This is a genomic window from Collimonas rhizosphaerae, assembly GCF_038896935.1.
GTDB classification, from domain to species: Bacteria; Pseudomonadota; Gammaproteobacteria; order Burkholderiales; family Burkholderiaceae_D; genus Collimonas; species Collimonas rhizosphaerae.
Window position 1 is genome coordinate 25,472 of record NZ_JBANDC010000005.1, and the last position, 25,707, is coordinate 51,178.

Here is a 25,707-nt window from a genome sequence, read left to right on the forward strand (position 1 = left end):
GCAAACGCGTTGAGCTGCTTGACGCCATGGCTTGTCCGATTCGGCGCAAGCCATGGCTTTCATCGTTACCACTGGAAGCCGGCGCCTACCACGGCTCCCGTCTTGCCGCGGCTATTCGATGTTGCGGCAGCCTTATAGACCCAGCGTCCATTTTCGGAAACCGTCGATATGCCCAGCGCCAGTCCGGTCTGCCCTTGATAAGTACTGCCCGCCAGCGACACCATGTTCTTCCCGGGCGAGGTTGGCTGCGGCAATCCGGCAACAGCCATCGCCGCGGCAGTGCCGCCGTCGGCGTCATGCCGATTGGAATCGACCGTATTCTGCAGGCCCTGGACACGGCTGTCGGTGTACTGGTTCGATTGCGTCACGGCATTGCCAATTCCTGCATTCATCTGCGAGACATTGACCGCGTCGGTAGGATTGACCCCCGCAGCGACATTCGTGACGCGGCGCTCGTTGCCGGCGGAACCTACCGACATCGTGTTGACTTCGTTCGCTACCGAATTGGCGCCCACCGCAACCGAATTGCTTGCCGTCGCTTGCGCCCCCGCGCCAACTGCCGTGGCATTGGCCGCAGTTGCAGTAGCAGCCGCGCCCAGCGCGGTTGCGCCGGCAGCATTGGCCACCGAACCCTGGCCTGCCGCGGTCGAATTCTGGCCGGTAGCGACTGCGTTGGTGCCTACCGCCAGCGAATTGGACCCTGCTCCGCCGACAGCGCCGGCAAACACGTTGCCTTCACTGGAAGCAATCGGCGACCTGGCAGCCGCAATTGCGGTGGAAGCCGAGGTCGCCAGCGCCGTCACACCGCTGTTGATAGTACTCAGCCCGGTTGACAGCGAAGTGATGCCGGTCGAAGTCGATGTCGACAACGATGTTACGTTGCTGTTGGTCGTGCTCAGGCCGGTTGAAGTCGAAGTCGACAGCGAAGCAATTCCGGTCGAGGTGGAGGTCGACAGCGATGTTACGTTGCTGTTGGTCGTGCTCAGGCCGGTCGACGTCGAAGTTGACAGCGACGCCACGCTGCTATTGGTCGTGCTCAAACCGGTAGAGGCAGACGTTGACAGCGACGCCACACTGCTATTGGTTGTGCTGAGCCCGGTTGACGTCGACGTCGACAAGGAATCCACATTGCTGTTGGTCGTACTCAATCCAGTCGAAGTCGAGGTCGACAGCGATGCCACGCTGCTGTTGGTCGTGCTCAGTCCGGTCGAGGCCGATGTAGACAGCGACGCCACGCTGCTGGTGGTTGTACTGAGGCCGGTTGACGTCGAGGTCGACAAGGAGTCGACATTGCTGTTGGTCGTGCTCAAGCCAGTCGAGGTCGACGTTGACAGCGACGCCACGCTGCTGCTGGTTGTGCTGAGGCCCGTTGACGTCGAGGTCGACAGCGAATCCACGTTGCTGTTGGTTGTGCTCAAGCCGGTAGACGTAGACGTTGAGAGCGACGCCACGCTGCTGTTGGTTGTACTGAGACCGGTTGACGTCGAGGTCGACAAGGAATCTACATTGCTGTTGGTCGTACTCAATCCAGTCGAAGTCGAGGTCGACAGCGATGCCACACTGCTGTTTACAGTGCTCAGACCGGTCGACAGTGAATCGACATTGCTGCTTATCGTGCTCAAGCCCGTCGAGGTCGAGGTCGACAGCGATGCCACACTGCTGTTGGTTGTGCTGAGACCGGTTGACGTCGAGGTCGACAGCGAATCCACGTTGCTGTTGGTCGTGCTCAAGCCGGTAGACGTAGACGTTGAGAGCGACGCCACACTGCTGTTGGTTGTACTCAGGCCGGTTGACGTCGAGGTCGATAACGAATCCACATTGCTGTTCGTCGTGCTCAAGCCCGTCGATGTCGAGGTTGACAGCGATGCCACACTGCTGGTGGTTGTGCTGAGACCGGTTGACGTTGAGGTCGACAAGGAGTCGACATTGCTATTGGTCGTGCTCAAGCCGGTCGAAGTCGACGTTGACAGCGACGCCACGCTGCTGGTGGCTGTGCTGATACCGGTTGACGTCGAGGTCGACAGCGAATCCACATTACTGTTCGTCGTGCTCAAGCCCGTCGAAGTCGAGGTTGACAGCGACGCCACGCTGCTGGTGGTTGTGCTGAGACCCGTTGACGTCGAGGTAGACAGCGAATCCACATTGCTGTTCGTCGTGCTCAAGCCCGTCGATGTCGAGGTTGACAGCGAAGCCACGCTGCTGTTGGTTGTACTCAAGCCAGTCGAAGTTGAAGTCGACAACGAAGTCACGTTGCTGTTGGTCGTGCTCAGGCCTGTGGAAGTCGACGTTGACAGCGATGCCACGTTGCTGTTGGTTGTACTCAAACCAGTCGAAGTTGAAGTCGACAACGAAGTCACGTTGCTGTTGGTCGTGCTAAGACCAGTCGAAGTCGAGGTAGAAAGCGAATCCACATTGCTGTTGGTCGTGCTCAAACCCGTCGATGTCGAAGTCGACAGCGATGCCACACTGCTGCTGGCCGTGCTCAAGCCGGTTGAAGTCGAGGTGGACAACGAATTGACATTGCTGTTGGTGGTGCTCAAGCCGGTCGACAGCGAACCAAGCTGCGAAGTGACCGAACCGACCGACGAAGACAGCGAAGTCAGCGCAGTATTGGTTGCGTAAAGCTGTGAGCCGTTGATGGCGTCGGTGCTGGCAGCGCTGATCTGGCCTGCAGCCACATTGGTAACTTGACGCTCCGATCCTGGCGCACCCACGCTTACCACGCTGGCAGGGTTGGCTCCGGCAAAATTGTAGGTCTGTCCGCCAATCACGGCACTCGCGGTTGGATTCGGCGCCGCGGTGACGGAATTCGCACCCAAAGCCACGGCATTGTTATCGACGGCGACGGCGCCGGTGCCAATGGCGACAGCGTCGGTACCGCTGGCTATCGAATCGACGCCGGTCGAATTGGCATGGAAGTATTTGATGCCTTGGCTGTTGATGCTATCGATCGCGGCGCCAACATTATTCACCGTGCTGGTAGTGCCATTGGCGTTGTACATGGTGTAAGACGGCGCACTGATCGCGCCGGTCGCCGGATCGTAAGACGCGCCGCCGCCGAGCGCAGAGGCTGTACTGTTGCCCAAGGCATTTGTATTGGTCTGTATTGTGCTGATACCGGTCGATAACGATGTGATGCCAGACGATGTCGAGGTCGACAGCGACGCAACGCTGCTATTCGTTGTGCTCAAACCTGTCGAGGTTGAAGTCGACAACGAAGCCGCGTTGCTGTTGGTAGTGCTCAGGCCGGTCGACAGTGATGTGACGCCGGTCGATGTTGAGGTCGACAGCGATGCCACGTTGCTATTAGTCGTGCTCAAGCCGGTCGAAGTTGACGTCGACAGTGATGCCGCGCTGCTATTAGTCGTGCTCAGGCCAGTTGAGGTCGAAGTCGACAATGAAGTCACGTTGCTGTTGGTCGTGCTCAAGCCCGTGGAGGTTGATGTCGACAATGAGGTCACGTTGCTGTTGGTGGTGCTCAGGCCGGTGGACAGCGATGTTATGCCGGTCGATGTCGAGGTAGACAGCGATGCCGCCCTGCTGTTCGTCGTGCTCAAACCCGTCGACGTCGAAGTGGACAACGAGGCCACGTTGCTGTTGGTTGTGCTCAGCCCAGTCGACAACGATGTGATGCCGGTCGATGTCGAGGTAGACAGCGACGCCACACTGCTGTTCGTCGTGCTCAAACCCGTCGAAGTCGAAGTGGACAACGAGGCCACGTTGCTGTTGGTTGTGCTCAGGCCAGTCGACAACGACGTGATGCCGGTCGATGTCGAGGTAGACAGCGACGCCACACTGCTGTTCGTCGTGCTCAAACCCGTCGAAGTCGAAGTGGACAACGAGGCCACGTTGCTGTTGGTTGTACTCAGGCCAGTCGACAACGACGTGATGCCGGTCGATGTCGAGGTAGACAGCGACGCCACACTGCTGTTCGTCGTGCTCAAACCCGTCGAAGTCGAAGTGGACAACGAGGCCACGTTGCTGTTGGTTGTGCTCAGGCCAGTCGACAACGATGTAATGCCAGTCGAGGTCGAGGTAGACAACGATGCCACGCTGCTGTTAGTCGTACTCAAACCAGTCGAGGTTGAGGTCGACAACGAAGTCACGTTGCTGTTAGTCGTGCTCAAGCCTGTGGAGGTCGACGTCGACAACGATGCTACGTTGCTGTTAGTCGTGCTCAAACCCGTTGAAGTCGAAGTCGACAACGACGAAACGCTACTGTTGGTTGTGCTCAGACCGGTTGAAGTCGACGTCGACAGCGATGAAATGCCGCTGTTGGCCGTGCTCAAGCCGGTTGAGGTCGAGGTCGACAACGAATTGACGCTGGTAGACAGGGACGATATGCCACTGACAGCAGTATCCAGCTTGCCTGCCACCGCATACAACTGGCTGCCATTGATGGCATCGGTGCTGGCCGCGGAGATCTGGCCGGCAGCGACATTGGTTACCTGGCGCTCAGCGCCGGCAGAGCCAACGCTGACGACGCCCACCGGCGCATTGCCGGCGAACGTGCCAAACGTGGTGCCGCCAACGGTGGCCGAACTGACCGGTACGGCAGCAGCGGTTGCCGAATTCGCACCCAGCGCCACCGAATTGTTCGTGGCGGCCACGGCATTGGGGCCAATGGCAACAGCGTCGGTTCCGGTCGCTTTCGAATCTGCTCCGGTCGAATTGGCATGGAAGTACTTGATGCCCTGGCTATTGATGTTGTCGATCGCCGAACCGACATTATTGGCGGTGGCGGTAGTGCCGTTTGCATTGTAGGTGGTATAGGACGGCGCGCTGACCGTGCCGGTCGCCGAATTATAGGTGGCGCCACCACCCAGGCCGGCTGCAGTGCTGGTCCCCAGCGCATCCACATTGGACTTCACTGTGCTGATGCCGGTTGACAAGGAAATGATCCCGGTCGAGGTTGAAGTCGACAGCGACGAAACGCTGCTGTTGGTCGTGCTCAGGCCGGTCGAGGTTGATGTCGACAGCGAGGCCACATTGCTGTTCGTGGTGCTCAGGCCTGTCGAAGCCGAGGTCGACAGCGACGAAACGCTGCTGTTGGTCGTACTCAAACCGGTCGAGGTTGATGTCGACAGCGAGGTCACATTGCTGTTCGTGGTGCTCAGGCCTGTCGAAGCCGAGGTCGACAGCGACGAAACGCTGCTGTTGGTCGTGCTCAGGCCGGTCGAGGTTGATGTCGACAAGGAAGACACATTGCTGTTCGTGGTGCTCAGGCCGGTCGAAGTAGACGTCGACAGGCTGGCAATATTGGAACCCACCGTGCTTGCCACCGTATACAGCTGGCTGCCGTTAATGGCATCCGTGCTGCTGGCGCCTATCAGGCCGGCGGCAACGTTCTGGATCCGGCGCTCCGAACCGCTCGCTCCTACGCTCACTACGCCGGCGGCAGAACTTGCGCCGGCAAACGTTCCAAATGTCGTGCCGCCTATCGTGGCGCTGCTGACGCTGCCGGTGCCGCCGGTGGCGGATGACGCGGTTCCGGTTGTGGTCGCTCCTTGGCCTAGCGCCACCGAACCCGCCACGCTGGCGTTGGCGGCATCGCCAAGCGCAATGCCGGAAGCAGCACCGACCGCGGCGCCGCGCCCGACAGCAATGCCGGACGTGGCCGTAGAAGCAACGGTGGACTGCCCACCGATCGCAATGGCGTCGGCTGCGGCAGCTGACGCGCCGGCAGTGGTATTGGTGCCTAGCGCCGTTGCCCCAGCTCCGGTCGCACTTGTCGTGCGGCCGATGGCCGAGGAAAAATCGCCGGCCGCGTTGGCTCCGGAACCGACGGCGACGCTGCGATTCCCACTGGCGGTGGAATTTGTACCGAGAGCCAGGGCATTTACCGCATTGACGCCGGTCGTCGCGGCATAGCCGAATGCAGCTGAAGTCGCACCCGATGCCGTCGCCAACGTGCCAAACGCCGTGGAGCCGCTACCGGTAGCTGCGGCGCTATTGCCGAATGCAACGGAAGGAGAGGTAGCGCCTCCCCCTGTGGCAATCGCATTCGTTCCTATAGCCATATCGTTTGCGAGGGAAGCCTTGGCATTTTGACCGATGGCGACTCCAGCGGCCCCGCCTGCGCTGGCAGAATCACCCAGTGCAACGCCAAAAGAACTGCTGGCTGTGGCCGCCCGGCCGATGGCAATGCCGGAATTAGCGGCGCTCGCCACCGACGACTGGCCGCCTATGGCAATGGAATCGCTGCCGGCCGCGCGCGCACCCATGGCCGCATTCCCGCCCAACGCCGTGGCGCCTATGCCCGAAGCGACAACATAATTGCCGCTGGCGAAACTGTTGCCGCCGAGCGCGGTGGCGTAGTTTGCGGTCGCTTGGGAGGCGCTGCCCAGAGCGGTGGCAAACTGCCCGCTCGCTATCGTCGCCTGGCCAAACGCCGATGCGGCCGTGTTGGTCGCCTGGGACGAGGTGCCGAACGCCGTCGAGTTCACACCGCTAGCCGTGGTTGCCCCACTGGTTGAATTGCCGCCGATGGCAACTGCTCCGTTTTGCGTCGCGGTCGGGCTTTGGCCTGGGGTATTGGTGCCGGTTGGGTCCGAGCCGATAGCAATAGCGTTGGTGCCGGCCGTAGCATTGCCACCGCCAGCTTTATATTGCGCGTGAGCGGAATTCATTCCAGCTCCCGCCACCATGATCACGATCACTGCCGCACCGATTGCAGACGATTTACTCCGCTTGCCGCGGCCCGCCGTATTTTCGGAGACGGCGATCCAGGTCCCAAGCGCTTCGCTATAGACGGTGCGGTAAATTCTATTCATGGTTAGCTCTATATAAAAAATCGGTACGGCTTGTGTGATGAATCAGGCAGATCGTGCAGACGATGTCGAATACCTAAAATCGCATCAGGAAAAATCCGGATGAGATGCTCGTGTCGGCAGATTTTTTGGGGAATACGGAGGGGATACTACAAAAAAACAATAGTTAAAATTCGACCTGGAAACGTAAATTGACAATTCATGTCTATATGTGACATTCGTTGACAAATATTGTGATTAAATAACGACATTTATTTTCTTTACAGAAAATTTAATTAACCACCAGAATCTCTTTGTTCTCTATAGCAATACATAAAAGAACCTGGGTTTAAATTTCCTCAAATCAAGTTAACATTTACTTTTTAAAACTTGATCATTAAAACCGCCCATGTTCCGGATTTTGCTTTTTCATTTTTAAATAAAATAATTAAGCTGAAAAAACCCGGCAATCATGAAATTTATTTGATTATTTTTATTCAATTGATCTATCCGGCAACTACGGCTGCCAAATTTTTCGCTTGCGGCTTTCAAAAAAACATCATTAGAATGGCAGCGCCAAAACAATGCTTGAACCACAAGGAATCTTCCATGAAACGCATTTTCAATCTCATCCCCGGCTTGTTCATCTGCCTGCTGGCAAGCATGTCAAATGGCGCAATTGCGCAGGAAAGCACATCGGCTGACGCGCTGATCCAGAAAGGATTGGTAATTTTGCAACAGATCGACGGCAACGCCACGGGCGACGTCTGGGAGAATGCGGCCAGCTTCGTGAAAATGCGGATTCCCAAGGAAACATTCGTCAAGAACATGAACCAGGCGCGATCCGCCATAGGCGCCGTATCCGGGCGCCGATGGGCGTCGGTGGTACGGATCCGCTATGACGCCGATATCCAGAATACGCCGGCCGGGCTGTACGCCAATATCGACTATGCAACCGACCTCAAGGACGGCCATACGGTTTTCGAATTGATCAGTTTCCAGCTTGATCCGAACGGGGTGTGGCGGATGACCGGATATGTTCCGCGCGACAAACAATAAGGTAAGCGCCAAAAAGAAAGCCGCCAGCCGATCATCCGGCGACGGCTGCATTCCTCGATATTAAGAACCCTTGCGTGCTGCAACGCTCGCGGTTTAAACCTGCTGAAGCGCTTTAATTACTTAAGTCAATTACTTAAGTCATTCACGATGGCAGAGAGCCTGCTGAATATTTCCTCGTCGCAATATGCTCATTCGCATTTCCTTCCAATTGATTGTCAAAACTATCGCTGCGCGCTCCGATTTTATCCATTCACTTTCCCATTGGATAATTAAAAATTTCCAATGAGCATCATTAATTGCTTTGAATATCAAATCCACATAAACAATTCGATGATTAAAAATGTCAACTATTGTTAATGTTGGCATTTCTTTATTGCCAGGATCAAAGTGCACGAACATAATATTTTTGCAATAATAAATTTGATTTAATATTCTAACAATTAAATATTATTGCGGAGTAATTTCAGCATGGGATAAAGAGGCCGCCATTATTGGCGGTTTTTATTAATCAAAGGGAATAAATATGGCCATTCAGCAATTATCAATGAAAGAAGTTGAACAAGTCAGCGGCGGTTGCTGCCTACTCGATCTTTTCGCTGCCTGCCTTAGCAGCCTCTTCGGTGCCTGCGCCCCGGTTAAACCGGTCTGCGGCACTCCAACACCTCCTCCGGTAGTTATTCCTCCGACAAACGGCGGCTCAACCTGAATTAAACTTTCCGGTTAAAAACACGGCACATCCTGCCGTGTTTTTTTCATTTCAAAAGCAATATGTCCCTATTCCGAGAACAGGCGCTTGCCGCCCAGCAGACCAAATGGCTAGGCGACATCGTTCTGGTCCGCCCGCTTTCGTTCACCTTCCTGACTGCCTTCGCCGTAGTGCTGGCGGCTATCATCTGCGCCTTCCTGGCTTGGGGCAGCTACACCAGGCACAGCACCGTCAGCGGCCAGCTGATCCCGGACGCCGGCCTGATCAAGATTTATGCGCCGCAGAGCGGTATCGTCATCGAGCAGCACGTCAAGGAAGGCCAGCAGGTCAAGGCCGGCGAAGTGCTGTACGTGCTGTCCAGCGAGCGCCAAAGCAGCACCCTGGGTGCGACCCAGGCGGCCATCAGCAGCCAGGTTGAGCAACGCCAGGCCAGCCTGCGCGATGAAATGCAAAAGACGCGGCAGCTGCAGCAGGAAGAGCATACCGGCCTGAACAATAAAATTGCCGCCCTCGGCAATGAACTGGCCAAGCTGGACAACCAGATCGCGGGTCAGCAGGACCGCGTCAAACTGGCGCAGGAAACCTTGCAGCGTTACCAGGGCTTGCTGCAGCAAGACTACATCTCGAAAGAACAATTCCAGCAAAAGCAGGAAGACCTGCTCGACCAGAAGAATCGCCAGCAGAGCCTGGAACGCGACCGCATCACTGTCGGCCGCGAACTGTCGGCGCAGCAAACCGAACTGAGCGGCCTGTCTTTGAAGCAGCAGAACCAGCTGGCGCAAATTGACCGTACGCTCACCAGCACCGGCCAGGAACTGACCGAAAGCGAAGCCAAGCGGCGCATCGCCGTCACTGCGCCGGAATCCGGCACTGCGACGACAGTGATTGCCGACGCCGGCCAGTCGGTCGACGGCAACCGGCCCCTGGTCAGCATCGTGCCGGCCGGCGCCGCCTTGCGCGCCGAACTGTACGCGCCGAGCCGGGCCATCGGTTTTGTGCGTCCCGGCGACCAGGTCTTGATTCGCTATCAAGCCTACCCGTACCAGAAATTCGGCCATCAGAAAGGCGTGGTGGAATCGGTGGCGAAGACGGCGCTGCCGAACAATGAATTGAACACCATCGGAACTCCCGCCGGCAGCAGCAACAGCGAACCCATGTATCGCATCAACGTCAGGCTGGCGTCGCAGCAAGTCACCGCCTACGGCAAGCAACAAGCGCTGCAGGCCGGCATGCTGCTGGAAGCCGACGTCCGGCAAGAAAAACTCCATCTCTACGAATGGGTGCTGGAACCCCTCTATAGCCTGACCGGCAAGCTTTGACCATGCTCAATCGACTCTCTTTCGGCCTGGCGCCGGCCTTGCCGCTGATGCTGCAGACCGAAGCAACGGAATGCGGCCTCGCCTGCGTGGGCATGGTGGCCGGCTACCATGGCTACCGCACCGACCTGGCCACGCTACGGCGCCGCTTCCCGGTTTCGCTCAAGGGTTCCACCTTGCGCGACCTGATCGCGATCGCCGGTCAGCTGGAGCTTGCCACGCGCCCGCTCAAGCTTGATCTCGAGGACCTGGCGCAGCTCAAGCTGCCCTGCATCCTGCACTGGAACCTGAATCATTTCGTGGTGCTGCAGGAAGTCGGCCCGCGCTCGGCGACGGTCTACGATCCCGCCTTCGGCATCCGCAAGCTGCCGATGGAGGAAGTGGCCAAGTCCTTTACCGGCGTAGCGCTCGAACTGTGGCCGAATCCCGGCTTCAAGCAGGCGGAAGAGAAACAGACGGTGCACTTGCGCGCCTTGCTGGGCCGCGTCACCGGCCTGTATCGCTCGTTCAGCCAGATCCTGCTGCTGTCGCTGGCGCTGGAAGTGTTTGCGGTGGTCAGCCCGTTCTTCCTGCAATGGGTGATCGACAATGTGCTGGTCTCCGCCGACCGTGATTTATTGACCACCCTGGCGCTCGGCTTCGGCCTGCTGATGCTGATGCAGCAGGCCGTCAACATCGCTCGCAGCTGGGTCCTGATGTACATGAGCACGACCCTCAATGTGCAATGGCAAGCCAATGTGCTTACCCATCTGCTGCGGCTGCCGGTGGCTTATTTTGAAAAACGCCACCTGGGCGACGTGGTCTCCCGCTTCGGCGCGGTCGGCGCCATCCAGCACACGCTGACGACTTCGTTCCTGGAAGCGATCCTGGATGGCGTGATGACCGTCGTCACGCTGGTGCTGATGTTCATCTACAGCCCGCTGCTGGCCTGGGTTGCGATCGGCGCAATGGCGTTGTACGGCCTGGGGCGCTGGGCCTGGTTTGCGCCGCTGCGCCACGCCACGGAAGAACAGATCATCCATGCGGCGAAACAGCAAAGCCATTTCCTGGAAACCATACGCGGCGTCAAGACCATCAAGCTGTTCCAGCGCCAGGACGAGCGCCGCGCCAGCTGGCTGAGCTTGCTGGTCGACCAGGTCAACGCCGACCTGCGCACCCAGAAACTGAACCTGCTCTACAAGTCGCTCAACGGCGTGCTGTTCGGCATTGAAAACATCCTGATCATCTGGCTCGGCGCCAGGATGGTCATGGACGGCAATTTCACGGTAGGCGTACTGATGGCCTTCAATGCCTACAAAGGCCAGTTCGACAGCCGGGTCAGCTCGCTGATCGACAAATTCGTCGAGGTCAAGATGCTGCAGCTGCAAGGCGAACGGCTGGCCGACATCGTGCTGCAGCAGCCGGAAACCGCGCATGGCCGTCTCGTCGGCGAGCAGGAGGCGCCGCTGACGCCGTCGCTGGAGGTGCGCGGCTTGCGCTTCCGCTACGCCGAGCAGGAGCCGTATGTACTGGACGGCGTCTCGTTCCGGATTGCCGCCGGCGAATCGGTCGCTATCGTCGGGCCTTCCGGCGGCGGCAAGACGACATTGATCAATATCCTGCTGGGGATCCTGGCGCCGACCCAAGGCGAGGTGCTGATCGGCGGCCAGAGCGTCAGCCATGTCGGCCTGGACGCACTGCGCCGGATGATCGGCACCGTGCTGCAGGACGACGTGCTGTTCGCCGGTTCGCTGGCGGACAACATCAGCTTCTTCGATCCCCAGGCCGACCATGCCTGGATCGCGGAATGCGCCCGGCTGGCGGCGATCCACCACGATATCACCGCCATGCCGATGGGCTACAACACGCTGGTCGGCGACATGGGAACCATCCTCTCGGGCGGCCAGAAACAGCGGGTGCTGCTGGCGCGCGCGCTTTACAAGCGGCCGCAGATCCTGTTTCTGGACGAGGCCACCAGCCATCTCGATATCGAGCGCGAGCACCTGGTCAATGCCGCCATCAAATCCATCAACATCACGCGCGTGATCGTCGCGCACCGGCCGGAAACCATCAACAGCGCCGACCGCGTGATCAACCTGGCGGGCGGCAAAGTGATCGACGACCTGCGCTTGCCTGCGCAGATGGAAGAAACACCGGCATGACAGCTTCGGTAAAACGCGCGTCGCGTCCGAGGTTATGGCCGCTGCTGGCGCTGGCTTTGCTGGTCTCTGCGCCGAGCCGCGCGGACTCCATCTGGGCCGATCCTTTGCGCACGGCGAATGCAGTGACGAACACGCCTGCCACGGCGCTCCTGGCCGGCAGCAACAGCTGCGGCTTCAGCCCGCAGCTGCCCAACCCGCTGACCCTGCTGGACGCCGTCGAGCGCGCGTTATGCCGCAATCCGCAAACCCGCCAGGCCTGGGCCAATGTCAAAACGCAGGCGGCAGCGCTAGGCGTGAGCCGTGCCGCCTATTTGCCGACCCTGACCATGGGCGGCAGCTGGAGCAAGACCGACAATCGCACTACTTATCCCGACTTTCCGCAAGCCGATTCCTCGCTCAAGACGCACAGCAGCGACATCAACCTGAATCTGAGCTGGGTGCTGTACGACTTCGGCCTGCGCGCCGCCAACCTGGAAAATGCGCGGCAGCTGCTGAATGCCGCCAACGCGGCCCAGGACGACACGCTGCAGACGGTGTTCCTGAATACCGTGCAAAATTTTTACCAGGCGCAGGCGGCGCAAGCCATGCTGGCGGCAACCATGGATGCGGAACAGGCCGCCCAGCGCAGTTTCCAGGCCAGCGAAGCCAAGCATGCCGCCGGCGCCGGCACGCTGGCAGACAAATTGCAGGCCCAGACTTCCTACGCCCAGGCCAGCCTGAAACGGGCGCAAGCGGCAGGCGACCTGCAGAGCGCCATCGGCACCCTGGCCATTACCATGGGCTGGCGGCCGGACACGGCGCTGACGCTTGCCGACCTGGGCCGGCAAGCCGCCGACGCGCCGCTGTTGCAGCAAGCCGTCGGCGACCTGATCGCCGAAGCGGCGCGGACCCACCCGAAAATCCTGGCGGCGCGAGCGCAACTGAAATCGGCACAGGCCCAGGTCGACGCCGCCCGCGCCGACGGCCGGCCGACGCTGTCGCTGTTTGCCACCGGCGACCGCAACGACACGCCGATCAACCAGGTATCGTCCAGGCAGACCATCGCCAGCCGCAGCATCGGCCTGCAGATCAACATTCCCTTGCTCGACGGCTTCAGCCGCAAATACAAGGTGCGCGGCGCGCAAGCCCAGGCCGAGAGCAAGCAGGCCGACCTCGATAATATCGAGCAGCAGGTGATGCTGGAAGTATGGAAAAGCGACCAGGCCTTGCGTACCGAAGCCGAAAACCTGAACACCACCGACATTCTTTTACGCAGCGCGAAACAGTCTTTCGATGTGGCGCAGGGGCGCTATAAGGCGGGAGTGGGAAATATCCTTGAGCTGCTGAAAGCGCAAAGCGACCTGGCGTCGGCACAACAGCAACGCATCCAGGCACTGACCAACTGGCAAACCGCAAGACTGCGGCTGGCGGCAAGTTTGGGACAGCTACGAATGGATGGGATTTAGCGAAGCTGGCGGCTTACTTGTGGCCGCCAAAACAAAAAAGCCCGCTTGCGCGGGCTTTTTCATTCTGGCGTCCCCAGGGGGATTCGAACCCCCGTACTCACCGTGAAAGGGTGATGTCCTAGGCCTCTAGACGATGGGGACAGTAATCTGTCCGTACTGGCCTTGCTCTTACTTATTACTGCTGACAAAAAACAATAAAGGCCGCATCGGGCGGCCTTATCGATTGTATCGAATACACTCAACACCGAAAATCTGCGGTCAATTTCTGCCCGTTTACCTGTCGATGCCAAAAGAATTCTGGCGTCCCCAGGGGGATTCGAACCCCCGTACTCACCGTGAAAGGGTGATGTCCTAGGCCTCTAGACGATGGGGACATTTTCTGTCCGTACTACGTTGCTGCCTTACTACTATGTGCTGGTGGAGGTAAGCGGGATCGAACCGCTGACCTCTTGCATGCCATGCAAGCGCTCTCCCAGCTGAGCTATACCCCCGTTTGCAGAAGCGAGATTATAGCAAGCTTATTTAGAGCTTGTAAATCCCGATTTGCAGATTTATTGCAGTTTTACGCCAGATACGGTTGCAAACGTGCGATCACGGCCTCACGGCCCAACAACTCAAGCACCGCATCAATCGCCGGTGTCTGCAACTGTCCGGTCAGCATCAGGCGCAGCGGCATCGCGATCTGCGGCATCTTCAGCTGGTGCGCCGCCAGCACTTCCTTGATCATCGGCGACAGGCTTTCCTTGGTCCACTCGACCGTCGCGCAGCGCGCGGCGAAATCGGCCAGCGCCGGTTTGACCGCGTCGGTAAAGTGCTGCGTCAGCAATGCCGCATCCGGCGCCGGCCGGCGATAGAACAGCATGGCCGCGGTTGCGATTTCATTGACGGTATTGGCGCGCTCTTTCAGCAGGCCGATCACTTTCGGCAGATCCGGGGCGCTGCTGAAATCGGCCCCGTCCTGTTCCATCAGCGGCTTGACCATCGCCGCCAGGCGCGCATTGTCGGCCAGCTTGATGTAGTGATTGTTGATCCACGCCAATTTTTCAGGATTAAATTGCGCCGGCGATTTCGACAGGTGATCGAGGTCGAACCAGCTGCAAAACTGTTCCATGCTGAAAATCTCTTCGTCGCCATGGCTCCAGCCGAGGCGCGCCAGGTAGTTCAGCATCGCTTCCGGCAGGTAGCCTTGCGCCGGATAATCCATCACGCTGACAGCGCCGTGGCGCTTCGACAGTTTTTCACCGTCCGCGCCCAGGATCATCGGCACATGGCCGTACAGCGGCAAGGCCGCGCCCAGGGCTTTCAGGATATTGATCTGGCGCGGCGTATTGTTGACATGATCGTCGCCGCGGATCACGTGGGTAATCCCCATATCCCAGTCGTCCACCACCACACAGAAATTATAGGTCGGCGTACCGTCCGGGCGAGCGATCACCAGGTCGTCCATTTCGCGGTTCGAGATGGTGATATTGCCCTTGACCACATCATCCCAGCTGACGTCGCCGTCAAGCGGATTTTTGAACCGCACCACCGGCTTGCGGTCGGCAGGAACCGGCGGCAAGGTCTTGCCCGGCTCCGGACGCCAGGTGCCGTCGTAGCGCGGTTTTTCGCCGGCGGCGCGCATGCGTTCGCGCATCGCTTCGACTTCTTCCGGCGACGAGTAGCAGTGATAAGCCGTGCCCGCTTGCAGCATCTGCCCGATCACTTCGCGATAGCGGTCCATGCGCCGCATCTGGTAGAACGGGCCTTCGTCGTGCTGCAAACCCAGCCATTGCATGCCGTCGACAATCGCCTGCACCGCCTCGGGCGTCGAACGCTCGAGGTCGGTATCTTCGATGCGCAGCACGAAAGTGCCGCCGAAATGGCGTGCATAAGCCCAGGAAAACAGCGCGGTGCGGGCGCCGCCCAAGTGCAGGTAACCGGTTGGGCTAGGAGCAAAACGGGTGCGTACCGGTTTCGATGAAGCAGTAGATGCTGGAGTGCTGGCAGTCATGATAAATAAAAACGGCCTTGGATTGCCAAAGCCGTTATCAAGGAAAACCTCATTTTACCGCGTTGCAGCAGCGGATGGAAACGGCGATGGCCGGGGTTATCGGCTATTTGACGGTGACGTTGATGGTTTTGCTCAGCTCAGGACCGTAAGACTGGTGGGCGCCGTTGGCGAATTGCATGGTCAGCTTGTATTTCCCTGGCGGCAGCGTGACGCTGGTTTCGGTCTGCCCCTTGCCAAAATGCAAATGCTTGTCGTCGATCGGGATCGATTGTCCGGCCGGGATGCTGTCTTCATTGATCAGCAGGTGATGGTGGCCGGTATTTGCCGTCATGTCGCCGGCCGGCTTGACTTCCATGCCGCTGACGCCGAACTTGACGGTGAACGGGCTGCTGACTACCGCGCCGTCGGCCGGTTCAAGGAAGGAGACCGATGCGGCCTGGGCCATTTGCGGCAACAGGCTGGCGCTCAGCAGGGTCGCGGAAAACAGTAGCGAAAAAATTCGTGATTTCATTGCCTTGTCCTTTAGGTGGAAAATGCGGTGAAAAATGCGGTCGAAAACCTACATAAAATCCGTGCAATGCACCGGGTGCAATAATACATCGCTGCCATAGATAAGGAGACCACCATGCAAATTGCCCATGGCAATCTGTTGACCGGGCTGCCGCCGGACAGTTCAGCAGAAGTGTTCGAACTTCTGCATCAGCACGGCGGCCTGAAAATCGAGCGCGTCGTTTCCAGCGGCCAGGCCAGTCCGCCCGGCTTCTGGTACGACAGCCAGCAGGAAGAATGGGTGCTGCTGCTCAGCGGCAGCGCCGGACTGACGCTGGAGGGCGGTGCCGCTGAACACGTCATGCGGCCCGGCGCCTGGCTGCACATCCCCGCACATTGCCGCCACCGCATCGAATGGACCGATGCGGCCCAGCCCACCATCTGGCTGGCGATCCACCATGATGTTCCCGGCGCGCCTTGACAAAGGCGGCCGCCGCAGCTTCGCCTTAGTCGTTCTTGATCACGATGGTAGGAAACTTGCTGCTCATGTCCTTGGCCTTTTCCGCCACCTTGATCGCCACCTTGCGCGCAATCTCTTTATAGATGTGCGCCACCGGGCCGTCGGGTTCGGCCACCACGGTCGGCTTGCCGGAATCGGTCTGCTGCCGGATCGACATGGTCAGCGGCAAGGCGCCGAGGAATTCGACACCGTACTCGCCGCACATCCTGGCGCCGCCGCCTTCGCCGAAGATGGCTTCGGCGTGGCCGCAATTGGAGCAGATATGGGTGCTCATGTTTTCCACGATGCCGAGGATCGGGATGCCGACCTTCTCGAACATCTTCAAGCCCTTGCGCGCATCCAGCAAGGCGATGTCTTGCGGCGTGGTGACGATCACGGCGCCGGTCACCGGCACTTTTTGCGACAAGGTCAGCTGGATGTCGCCGGTGCCGGGCGGCATGTCGACGATCAGGTAATCGAGGTCGCGCCAGTTGGTCTGGTCCAGCAGCTGCTGCAAGGCCTGGGTGACGATCGGGCCGCGCCACACCATGGGCTCGTCCGGATCGACCATGAAGCCGATGCTCGACACTTGCAAGCCATGGTTTTCCAGCGGCTCCATGGTCTTGCCGTCCTTGGTTTCAGGGCGGCCGCTGATGCCCATCATCATCGGCTGCGAGGGGCCGTAGATATCGGCGTCGAGGATGCCGACCTGCGCGCCTTCCGCCGCCAGCGCCAGCGCCAGGTTGACCGCGGTTGTCGATTTGCCGACGCCGCCCTTGCCGGACGCCACCGCGATGATGTTCTTGATGTTGGACATCAGCTTGACGCCGCGCTGCACCGCATGCGACTGGATTTTCGAATAGACATGCGGGGTGGCCTTGCCGACCCCGTCCAGCGCGCCGACCGCGGCCGCGGCGGCATCGCCGATCAGCGCAAACTGGCTCTTGGCCGGATAGTCCAGCTCAATGTCGAACAGCACATCCGCGCCCTCCAGCCGGATATTCCTGGCCGATTTGCTGCTCACCAGGTCCTTGCCGGTATTCGGGTCGATCACACTGGACAACGCTGCCTTGACCGCTTCAATCGTGACGCTCATTGCTTTTCCTCTGCACGTTCTTGATAAGATGCGCCAAGTCTAAACCAAATCGCCGCTTTTCCGCTGCCGCTGCTACGGCGCAAACGAGGACAGGCGCAAGGATTAGAGCAGAGACCGGCCTGTCACTGCTAAAATCACTCTTTTATTCCAACCAGCAGCGCTTGCCGTTGCAAAATCATTGCCAAATGAGCATTACTTTGACTTCAACTCCTCGCCAGCTATTCGTCACCACCGCCCTGCCTTACGCCAATGCAGCGTTTCATATCGGCCACATCATGGAATATATCCAGGCCGACATCTGGGTGCGGTTCCAGCGAATGCAGGGGCATGAAGTCAATTTCGTCGGCGCCGACGATGCCCATGGCGCCCCGATCATGATCGCCGCCGAAAAGGCCGGCATCACGCCGCAGGAATTCGTGGCGCAGATCGCCGCCGGCCGCAAGCAATACCTGGACGGCTTCCATATCGCCTTCGACAACTGGCATTCGACCGACGGCCCGGAAAACCACGCGCTGTCGCGCGACATCTATCGCAAGCTGAAGGCAGCGGGTTTCATCTCGACCAAGACCATCGAGCAGTTCTTCGACCCGGTCAAGAACATGTTCCTGCCGGACCGCTACATCAAGGGCGAATGCCCGAAATGCGGCGCCAAGGACCAGTACGGCGATTCCTGCGAAGTGTGCAGCTCGGTGTATGCGCCTACCGACCTGAAGAATCCCTACTCGACGCTGACCGGCGCGACGCCGGTGATGAAATCGTCGGAACACTTTTTCTTCAGGCTGTCCGATCCGCAATGCGTCGAATTCCTGCGCGGCTGGGCCCTGGGCAACGCCGACGGCAAACCGCGCCTGCAATCCGAAGTCGCCAACAAGGCCAAGGAATGGCTGGAAAGCGACGGCGGCATGGGCGATTGGGACATCAGCCGCGATGCGCCTTATTTCGGCATCGAGATCCCGGATGAGCCGGGCAAGTATTTCTACGTCTGGCTGGATGCGCCGGTCGGCTACCTGGCTTCGCTGAAAAACTATTTCGGCAAGACCGGGCGCGACTACGACGCCTTCATGGCCGATCCGAAGACCGAGCAGTATCACTTCATCGGCAAGGACATCACCTACTTCCATACGCTGTTCTGGCCGGCGATGCTGCACTTCTCGGGCTTGAAAGTGCCGAACAACGTCTTCGTGCACGGCTTCCTGACCGTCTCCGGCGAAAAGATGTCGAAATCGCGCGGCACCGGCATCTCGCCGCTGCGCTACCTGGAACTGGGCATGAACCCGGAATGGATGCGCTACTACATCGCCGCCAAGCTGAGCGCGAAAGTGGAAGACATCGATTTCAACCCGGAAGATTTTGTCGCGCGCGTGAATTCCGACCTGATCGGCAAGTACATCAACATCGCCAGCCGCGCCGCCGGTTTCATCGCCAAGAAATTCGACGGCAAGCTGAGCACTGCCTGGGCCACCGGCAGCGATCCGTTCCTGGCCAGGTTGCGCGGCGTCGCCGGCGATATCCAGGCGCTGTACGATGGCCGCGAATACGGCAAGGCGCTGCGCGCGGTGATGGAGCAGGCCGACCTCATCAACGCCTACGTCGACGCCAACAAGCCATGGGAGCTGGCCAAGGACCCCAGCAAGGAAGCGGCCCTGCACGAAGTCTGCAGCCGCTTGCTGGAAGCGTTCCGGATCCTGACCATCTACCTGAAACCGGTGTTGCCGGCGCTGGCGGCGCAGGTCGAAAATTTCCTGCAAATCGAACCGCTGGCGTGGGCCGATGTCAGCCGGCCGCTGGCTGACGGCCATCGCATCAACGCCTACTCGCACCTGATGACCCGGGTCGAGCCGAAGATGCTGGACGCCTTGTTTGACGCACCGGCTGCTGCGGTCCCGGCAGAAGCCGCCGCCGCGGATAACGCCGGCAGCGCCATCGAGCCGCTGGCCGCCGAAATCAAGATCGACGATTTCGTCAAGGTTGACCTGCGCATCGCCAAGATCGTCAATTGCGAACATGTGGACGGTTCCGACAAGCTGCTGCGCCTGACCCTGGATGTCGGCGAAGGCCGTTTGCGCAATGTATTCTCGGGCATCAAGTCTTCCTACCAGCCGGAAGAACTGGTCGGCAAGCTGACGGTGATGGTGGCCAACCTGGCGCCGCGCAAGATGAAGTTCGGCATTTCGGAAGGCATGGTGCTGGCAGCCTCGGCCGCCGACGGCAAGGCCAATCCGGGCATCTATGTGCTCAATCCGTGGCCAGGCGCCGAGCCGGGCATGCGCGTCAGCTAAGCGCCGCGCCGGATGAACCTGCAAGTCCGCGAAGCCAATGCCGACGATGCCGCGCTGATCGCCGGCCTGACTCGCGCCTGCTGGGCCGAACGGGTCGCGGCCAGCTCCAGCGGCCATCGCGAAAGCACGGAACGGGTGCTGCACGACTTGCAGCGCGGCGGCGGCTTCATCTTGCAGCTGGACGGAAAACCGATCGGATCGGCGCGCTGGCTGCCGACCGACACCGAAACCGACGTCTGGGAAATCCTGCGCATGGGCGTGCTGCACACCTATCGCGGCCAAGGCCTGTCGCAGCACCTGATGGAAGCGCTGATCCACCGCGCCCGCGGCGCCGACGTCAATGAACTGCGGCTGGCGGTGCGCGCCGACCAGACCAGGGTAGTCGACCTGTATGCGGTATTCGAATTCGAGCTGGCGCCGGAACTCGAATACACCCGCGCCAACCCGCTGGAAGAACCGCCTATCGTGATGCGGCGCTGGCTGAAACGCTAGCGCGCGGCATCAGTCTCCGTAGATCAGTGTCCGTAGACCTGCGACACTGAAGTGCCGGTCACCAGTCCGCTGGTGATATCCATGTGCACATTGAAGAAAGCCTGGCTGGCGTCGCTCTGGGTATAGCGCCAGTCCCACACTTCCTCGTTCTTCCTTGTAAACTGCACCACGGTGCGCGGCCTGCCGAGCATCCTGCGCACTTCTTCCTTGTTCATGCCGACCTTGATCCTGGCGAAATTCTCTTCGGTCAAGACTTGCTTGTAATCGCTCAGCTTGCCGTCCTTGCCGATGTAGAAGATCCAGGTGCGGGCGCCGGCCGGTCCTTTCGGATATTCCAGGGAGCGCTCGCCGCTTTCCGCTTCCCATACGGTATCCGGCTGGCCCATGGCGTTGCGGACGTCCGCTTCGGTCGATACGCCGCGGCTCAATTTTTCCAATCCGGCCTCCTGTATGAAATTGCCATTTTGATCACAAGCCGCGACCATGAACGGCAGAATGACTGCCAAAACGCTGCGTACCCATAATTTCATGCTGACTCCTTCATCCGGTATTGCCCAAGTATATCGCTCATCAATTGCCATATGCATATTGGCGCCGACGACAAACCGCTGCGGCGGCCGGGAAATAGCATAAAATAGCGGCTACTCCCACCGGATTATCAAAGCAACCATGAAATTCTCCAAACAAATCAACGGTTATCAGTCCGACATCACCAAGTTCGTCGAAGAACTCAAGCAAAACAATCCGAAGCTGGAAGAACAGCAATTGGCCGGCCGCGCCCTGCTGTGGGACAAGACCCCGATCGACCTCGACAGCCAGCTGCGCACCAAGGAATCGCGCGTCGATCAACAACCCTACGTGTACCAGAACAATCACTAAGTTCCTGCCGGATATCAGATGAGCCAGAATTTGTCGGATGCCGCTGAACTGACGCTGGAGGGCCAACCCGATTCGACGCCAAACGTGATCGACGGCGTGGCTTTTGCGCGCCTTTACGGCGAGCCGCTGTTCCGCATGCCGACCGATCTCTACATTCCGCCGGATGCGCTGGAAGTCTTCCTGGAAGCATTCGAAGGCCCGCTCGACCTGCTGCTGTACCTGATCCGCAAACAGAATTTCAATATCCTCGACATCCCGATGGCGCAAGTCACCTTGCAATATCTGGAATACGTCGACCAGATCCGCATCACCAACCTGGAGCTGGCGGCCGAGTACCTGCTGATGGCCGCCATGCTGATCGAGATCAAATCGCGCATGCTGCTGCCGGTCCGCAAGACCGACAGCGAAGAAGCCGAAGATCCGCGCGCCGAACTGGTGCGGCGCCTGCTGGAATACGAACAGATGAAGCTGGCCGCGCGCGAAATCGACGCCCTGCCGCAGCTCGGGCGCGATTATGTGCGCACCCAGATCTACATCGAGCAAAGCATCGTCACGCGCTGGCCGGAAGTCAACTTGGACGACCTGCAGGCAGCCTGGGCCGACGTCATCAAGCGCGCCAAGCTGACCGCCCACCACACCATCAGCCGCGAAGAACTGTCGGTGCGCGAGCACATGACCGGGATCCTGCGGCGGCTGCAATCGGCGCGTTTTGTCGAGTTCGCAGAGCTGTTCGATCCTTCGCGCGGCGTGCCGGTGCTGGTGGTGAATTTCATCGCCATGCTGGAGCTGGCCAAGGAAACGCTGATCGAAATCACCCAGGCGGAACCGTTCGCGCCCATTTACGTACGGCTGGCCTATTCGCCGACTTACGCGCCGGCATAACCGACGACTTCGCTGCCACACGGCGATGCACCGCATCCTCCCAATAAAAACAACTTACCTCCGATTTAGACATGAAAATCATCTCCTCGATTGAAGAGCTACGCGACCAGCTGCGCGGCCAGCTGCGCACCGCTTTCGTGCCGACCATGGGCAACCTGCATGAAGGCCACCTGTCGCTGATGCGGCTGGCGAAGAAACACGGCGATCCTATCGTCGCCTCGATCTTCGTCAATCGCCTGCAGTTCGGCCCCAACGAGGATTTCGACAAATATCCGCGCACCTTCGCCGCCGACGTCGAAAAGCTGGAAAAGGAAGGCGTCTACGTGCTGTTCGCGCCGACCGAAAAAGACTTGTATCCGGAACCGCAGGAATTCCGCGTGCGGCCGCCCGACGACCTAGGCAATACCTTGGAAGGCGAATTCCGCCCCGGCTTCTTTACCGGCGTGACAACCGTCGTGCTAAAACTGTTTTCCTGCGTCCAGCCGCGCGTCGCGGTGTTCGGCAAGAAGGATTACCAGCAGCTGATGATCGTGCGCAACATGGCCAAGCAATTCGCCCTGCCGACTGAAATCATCGCCGCCGAAACCTGGCGCGCCGACGACGGCCTGGCGCTGTCGTCGCGCAATATGTACCTGTCGGCCGACGAACGGGCAGAAGCGCCGGCGCTGTTCAAGACGCTCAACCAGGTCGCCGAGGAAGTACGCGCCGGCCACCTCGACATCTTTGAACTGGAGCGGCAGGCGATGGCGCAGCTGCGCGGCCGCGGCTGGCTGCCGGACTACATCTCGATCCGCAAGCGCTGCGATTTGCAGGCGCCGGCCGCAGGCGACCTGGCGCAAGGCGAAAAGCTGGTGGTGCTGGCCGCCGCCAAGCTGGGCGGCACGCGCCTGATCGACAATCTCGAAATCTGAATCCGGACCCGACAGTGCAGCAGCCCGCCCGCATCAAGACATCGCGCAGCTGGACTGCCACGGCGGCGGCAACCGTGCTGTCGTGCGCTGCTGCAGCGGCGTCCGCGCAAGGCATCAGCGTGCGGGACGATGCGCAGCATGCGGTGGTGCTGCCGCACCCGGCGCATCGCATCGTCAGCCTGGCGCCGCACGCTACCGAACTGCTGTTTGCAGCCGGCGCCGGCGCCTACGTGGTCGGCGTCAGCGACTACAGCGACTATCCGCCAGCGGCCAAGCAGATACCCTCGATGGGCAGCAGCAGCGCACTCGACATCGAACGGATCGTTGCCCTCAAGCCGGACCTGGTGGTGGCCTGGAGCAGCGGCAATTCCGCCAGCCAGGTCGCCAGGCTGCGCGCCATCGGCATCCCGGTATTCGAAAGCGAACCGCACCAGCTGGAAACCATCGCCACGTCGCTGCTGAGGCTGTCGCAGCTGGCCGGCACCGAGGCCAGCGGTGCCGCCGCGGCCGCCGCGTTCAAGGCGCGCCTGGCGCAGCTTGATGCGACCTACCGCCAGCGGCCGCCGGTGCGGGTGTTTTACCAGATCTGGAAAAAACCACTGATGACGCTGAACGACAGCCACATGGTGTCGAGCGTGATCGCTTTGTGCGGCGGTGAAAACGTGTTCGGCAAGCTGCCGCAGCTGGCGCCTACCGTCAGCACCGAAGCCGTGCTGCAAGCCAATCCGGAAGTGATCTTTGCCGCCGACGGCGGCAGCTCGCCCAGCGCCGGCTGGCGGCGCTTCCCCGGCATGGCGGCGGTCGCCGCCGATAACCTGTTTACCCTGACGCCGAACTGGATGAGCCGTCCCGGCCCGCGCATACTGGATGGCGCTGCCGAGCTATGCCAGAAACTGGAGCTGGCGCGCAGCCGGCGCCGGTGATCCTGCCGCCGCCCTAAACCTAAAGCACGCTGGCCACCGGCATGAACAAACGCCGTGCGCCGTTTTCCACTACCTCGAACGAACAGCCGAACGCAGCCTGCAAGATCTCCGGCTGCAGTATGCTGCCGGTGGGCCCTTGCCAAGCCTGGCCATCGCCCAGCAACAGCACATGGCTGGCGTAACGCGCCACCAGGTTGATGTCGTGGCAAGCCGCGATCACTGCTTTTTGCGGCTGCAGCGCATTGGCTACCTTATGCAGCAACTCCATCACCACGATCTGCGCCGCGGCATCCTGGTGCGCGGTCGGCTCATCCAGCATGAACAGCAGCGGATCCTGCACCAGCAAGGTCGCCAGCGCCACCCGCTGCCGCTCGCCGCCCGACAGGCGCATCACATCGTGCGTGCTGAAAGCGGCCATCCTGACCTGGTCCAGCGCCTGCATCGCCAGCGCGCGGTCATCCTCCATATCCCAGCCGAAACCGAACTGGTAGGGATGGCGGCCGGCGACCACCGCCGCCAGCACGCTGCTGGAAAACGCATCGGCCTGCTGCTGCGCCAGCAAGCCGCGCAGGCGCGCCAGCTGCTGCGCCGACGTAGCCTGTATGTCACGGCCTGCAATCAGTACGCGGCCGCCGGCCGGCCGTTTCAAGCCGGCCAGCGTATGCAGTAAAGTGGTTTTGCCGATGCCGTTGCGGCCTAGCACGCACCAGAACTGGCCCGGCGCGACTTGCCAGTCCAGCCTGCTGCACAAGGTTTTATGGCTGCCGCCGCTGCCCACACCCACGGTCAGCTGTTCGGCGCTCAGCAATGGCGGCGTGGCGTCGTTCATGCGCGGCTCCGCGCCAATAGCCACAGGAATACCGGCACCCCGACCAGCGCCGTGACCACTCCCACCGGCAGCTGGGTCGGCGCCACCACGGTGCGCGCCGCCAGGTCCGCCAGCGCCAGCGCGGCGCCGCCTGCCAGCACGCTGGCCGGCAACAATATGCGCTGGTCGTTGCCGACCAGCAGGCGAATCGCATGCGGCACCACCAGGCCGATAAAACCGATTGTGCCGGCCACCGTGACCGCAGCCGCCGTCGCCAGCGAGGCCGCGCACAGGGTCAGCAAACGCAGGCGCAACACCGGCACTCCCAGCAGTTGTGCAAATCCTTCACCGCGCGCCAGCAGGTTCAGCTGGCGCGCGTTCAGGGTACTCCAGATCAATATCAGCAAAAGCAGCACGGCCGCCGGCAGCAGCAGGCGCCCGTCTTCCAGGTCGCCCATCAGCCAGAACAGCATGCCGCGCAATTGCCCGTCAGGCGCCAGCGTCAGCACCAGCGTCACGATGGCGCCGAAACCGGCGGCGATCATCACCCCGGTCAGGATCAGGCGATGGCCGCTGTGCTGGCCGGCATCCGGCAGGCGGCGCAAAGCCTGCCGCGCCAGGCCGAACAACAGCAGCACCGCCAGCCCGGCGCCGAGCGCCGCGCCGGATGCGGCGGCGGCGTCGCCCATGTAGCCGAAACGGCCGGCCACCAGCAAGGCCGACAAAGCCCCGGCCGCGGAACCTCCGGACAAACCCAGCACATAGGGATCGGCCAGGGGATTGCGCAACAGCACCTGCATCAGCGCCCCGGCCAGCGCCAGCAGGCCGCCGACGATGAAAGCCGTCAGCGCCCGCGGCAGGCGCAAGGAAAGATAGATCTGATCCGCCGCCCAAGGCCGCCCGCAACCGCTGCTGCCGCACAGCACCGCGAGCGACAGCACCAATCCCGCGACTGCCGTCAGGCAGCACAGGATCAGGATGGCGCGGCGCAGTGTGGTGATGCTAGTCAATGGTGTGGGTCATCCGCTGGCAGACAGATC

Annotated in this window: 19 protein-coding genes, 3 tRNA genes and 3 pseudogenes; 12 read left to right on the forward strand and 13 right to left on the reverse strand. The window is 60.3% G+C overall.

The annotated features are described in order from the left end of the window. Positions 1-65: 65 nt before the first annotated feature. From V8G57_RS26230 to V8G57_RS26240, 3 genes and pseudogenes are all read right to left on the reverse strand, one after another. Positions 66-392, reverse strand: a complete 327-nt coding sequence (locus V8G57_RS26230) for a YadA-like family protein (protein ID WP_425458258.1) — start codon at positions 390-392, stop codon at positions 66-68. Further along, a pseudogene (locus V8G57_RS26235) lies at positions 372-5,204 on the reverse strand (beta strand repeat-containing protein); the annotation flags it as partial. The gene V8G57_RS26230 and the pseudogene V8G57_RS26235, both read right to left, overlap by 21 nt. A gap of 81 nt (positions 5,205-5,285) precedes the next feature. Beyond that, positions 5,286-6,020, reverse strand: a pseudogene (locus tag V8G57_RS26240) (YadA-like family protein); the annotation flags it as partial. Between the two features lie 124 nt (positions 6,021-6,144). Between V8G57_RS26240 and V8G57_RS08300 the strand changes: the two are divergent. Continuing rightward, positions 6,145-6,276 carry a hypothetical protein gene (locus V8G57_RS08300; RefSeq protein ID WP_342828964.1) on the forward strand — a complete coding sequence of 44 codons (132 nt, stop codon included), beginning with the start codon at positions 6,145-6,147 and terminating at the stop codon, positions 6,274-6,276. A 26-nt stretch (positions 6,277-6,302) separates the two neighbouring features. Here V8G57_RS08300 and V8G57_RS08305 read toward each other — a convergent pair. Continuing rightward, positions 6,303-6,773 (reverse strand): annotated as a pseudogene (locus tag V8G57_RS08305) (ESPR-type extended signal peptide-containing protein); the annotation flags it as partial. A 366-nt stretch (positions 6,774-7,139) separates the two neighbouring features. Here V8G57_RS08305 and V8G57_RS08310 point away from each other — a divergent pair. The 4 genes from V8G57_RS08310 to V8G57_RS08325 all read left to right on the forward strand — a co-directional run bounded on the left by V8G57_RS08310 (position 7,140) and on the right by V8G57_RS08325 (position 13,416). After that, the gene (locus V8G57_RS08310) at positions 7,140-7,808 is read left to right on the forward strand and encodes a DUF4019 domain-containing protein (protein WP_342828965.1); all 669 of its coding nucleotides are present in this window, start codon (positions 7,140-7,142) and stop codon (positions 7,806-7,808) included. Between the two features lie 768 nt (positions 7,809-8,576). Next, positions 8,577-9,833, forward strand: a complete 1,257-nt coding sequence (locus V8G57_RS08315) for an HlyD family secretion protein (RefSeq protein ID WP_342828966.1) — start codon at positions 8,577-8,579, stop codon at positions 9,831-9,833. Beyond that, positions 9,830-11,971: a peptidase domain-containing ABC transporter gene (locus V8G57_RS08320; protein WP_342828967.1), complete on the forward strand. Its 2,142-nt coding sequence runs from the start codon at positions 9,830-9,832 to the stop codon at positions 11,969-11,971. Before V8G57_RS08315 ends, V8G57_RS08320 begins: the two co-directional genes overlap by 4 nt. Then, a complete protein-coding gene (locus V8G57_RS08325) occupies positions 11,968-13,416 on the forward strand; it encodes a TolC family protein (RefSeq protein ID WP_092401501.1) in 1,449 nt (482 codons plus the stop codon). The genes V8G57_RS08320 and V8G57_RS08325 overlap by 4 nt, the downstream gene beginning before the upstream one ends. 65 nt (positions 13,417-13,481) lie before the next feature. Here the strand turns inward: V8G57_RS08325 and V8G57_RS08330 are convergent. The 5 genes from V8G57_RS08330 to V8G57_RS08350 form a co-directional block, all read right to left on the reverse strand. Continuing rightward, a tRNA-Glu gene (locus V8G57_RS08330) sits at positions 13,482-13,557 on the reverse strand. 157 nt (positions 13,558-13,714) lie between these two features. After that, positions 13,715-13,790: transfer RNA gene (locus tag V8G57_RS08335), tRNA-Glu, on the reverse strand. Positions 13,791-13,831: 41 nt separating this feature from the next. Beyond that, positions 13,832-13,907 (reverse strand) — tRNA-Ala (locus V8G57_RS08340). Positions 13,908-13,978: 71 nt separating this feature from the next. Next, positions 13,979-15,409 carry a glutamate--tRNA ligase gene (gene gltX / locus V8G57_RS08345; RefSeq protein WP_342828968.1) on the reverse strand — a complete coding sequence of 477 codons (1,431 nt, stop codon included), beginning with the start codon at positions 15,407-15,409 and terminating at the stop codon, positions 13,979-13,981. Between the two features lie 103 nt (positions 15,410-15,512). Beyond that, entirely contained in the window at positions 15,513-15,920 is a 408-nt protein-coding gene (locus V8G57_RS08350; RefSeq protein WP_092401738.1) for a DUF4399 domain-containing protein, read from the reverse strand. 114 nt (positions 15,921-16,034) lie between these two features. On the opposite strand from V8G57_RS08350, the gene V8G57_RS08355 reads away from it, so the two are divergent. Beyond that, on the forward strand, positions 16,035-16,379 hold the full coding sequence (locus V8G57_RS08355; protein WP_342828969.1) for a cupin domain-containing protein: 345 nt from the start codon (positions 16,035-16,037) through the stop codon (positions 16,377-16,379). Between the two features lie 25 nt (positions 16,380-16,404). On the opposite strand, the gene apbC is transcribed toward V8G57_RS08355, so the two are convergent. Further along, positions 16,405-17,493 carry an iron-sulfur cluster carrier protein ApbC gene (gene apbC, locus V8G57_RS08360; RefSeq protein ID WP_342828970.1) on the reverse strand — a complete coding sequence of 363 codons (1,089 nt, stop codon included), beginning with the start codon at positions 17,491-17,493 and terminating at the stop codon, positions 16,405-16,407. Between the two features lie 185 nt (positions 17,494-17,678). On the opposite strand from apbC, the gene metG reads away from it, so the two are divergent. Both metG and V8G57_RS08370 read left to right on the forward strand, forming a co-directional pair. After that, the gene (gene metG, locus V8G57_RS08365; protein ID WP_342828971.1) at positions 17,679-19,772 is read left to right on the forward strand and encodes a methionine--tRNA ligase; all 2,094 of its coding nucleotides are present in this window, start codon (positions 17,679-17,681) and stop codon (positions 19,770-19,772) included. Between the two features lie 12 nt (positions 19,773-19,784). Then, on the forward strand, positions 19,785-20,264 hold the full coding sequence (locus tag V8G57_RS08370) for a GNAT family N-acetyltransferase (RefSeq protein ID WP_342828972.1): 480 nt from the start codon (positions 19,785-19,787) through the stop codon (positions 20,262-20,264). A gap of 23 nt (positions 20,265-20,287) precedes the next feature. Here V8G57_RS08370 and bamE read toward each other — a convergent pair whose 3' ends face one another. Further along, entirely contained in the window at positions 20,288-20,701 is a 414-nt protein-coding gene (bamE, locus tag V8G57_RS08375) for an outer membrane protein assembly factor BamE domain-containing protein (RefSeq protein ID WP_254785229.1), read from the reverse strand. 232 nt (positions 20,702-20,933) lie between these two features. Between bamE and V8G57_RS08380 the strand changes: the two genes are divergently transcribed. The 4 genes from V8G57_RS08380 (at position 20,934) to V8G57_RS08395 (ending at position 23,859) form a co-directional block, all read left to right on the forward strand. Beyond that, positions 20,934-21,143 (forward strand): DUF3460 family protein, encoded by a 210-nt coding sequence (locus V8G57_RS08380; protein WP_092401757.1) that lies wholly within the window; start codon positions 20,934-20,936, stop codon positions 21,141-21,143. A gap of 18 nt (positions 21,144-21,161) precedes the next feature. After that, positions 21,162-22,025 carry a segregation and condensation protein A gene (locus tag V8G57_RS08385; RefSeq protein ID WP_092401760.1) on the forward strand — a complete coding sequence of 288 codons (864 nt, stop codon included), beginning with the start codon at positions 21,162-21,164 and terminating at the stop codon, positions 22,023-22,025. A 71-nt stretch (positions 22,026-22,096) separates the two neighbouring features. Beyond that, positions 22,097-22,936, forward strand: a complete 840-nt coding sequence (gene panC, locus V8G57_RS08390) for a pantoate--beta-alanine ligase (RefSeq protein ID WP_092401763.1) — start codon at positions 22,097-22,099, stop codon at positions 22,934-22,936. 14 nt (positions 22,937-22,950) lie between these two features. Beyond that, a complete protein-coding gene (locus V8G57_RS08395; protein WP_092401765.1) occupies positions 22,951-23,859 on the forward strand; it encodes a cobalamin-binding protein in 909 nt (302 codons plus the stop codon). 19 nt (positions 23,860-23,878) lie between these two features. Here V8G57_RS08395 and V8G57_RS08400 read toward each other — a convergent pair whose 3' ends face one another. Both V8G57_RS08400 and V8G57_RS08405 read right to left on the reverse strand, forming a co-directional pair. Then, positions 23,879-24,688: an ABC transporter ATP-binding protein gene (locus V8G57_RS08400; protein WP_342828973.1), complete on the reverse strand. Its 810-nt coding sequence runs from the start codon at positions 24,686-24,688 to the stop codon at positions 23,879-23,881. Further along, the gene (locus V8G57_RS08405; protein WP_254785231.1) at positions 24,685-25,677 is read right to left on the reverse strand and encodes a FecCD family ABC transporter permease; all 993 of its coding nucleotides are present in this window, start codon (positions 25,675-25,677) and stop codon (positions 24,685-24,687) included. The genes V8G57_RS08400 and V8G57_RS08405 overlap by 4 nt, the downstream gene beginning before the upstream one ends. Positions 25,678-25,707: the final 30 nt, after the last annotated feature.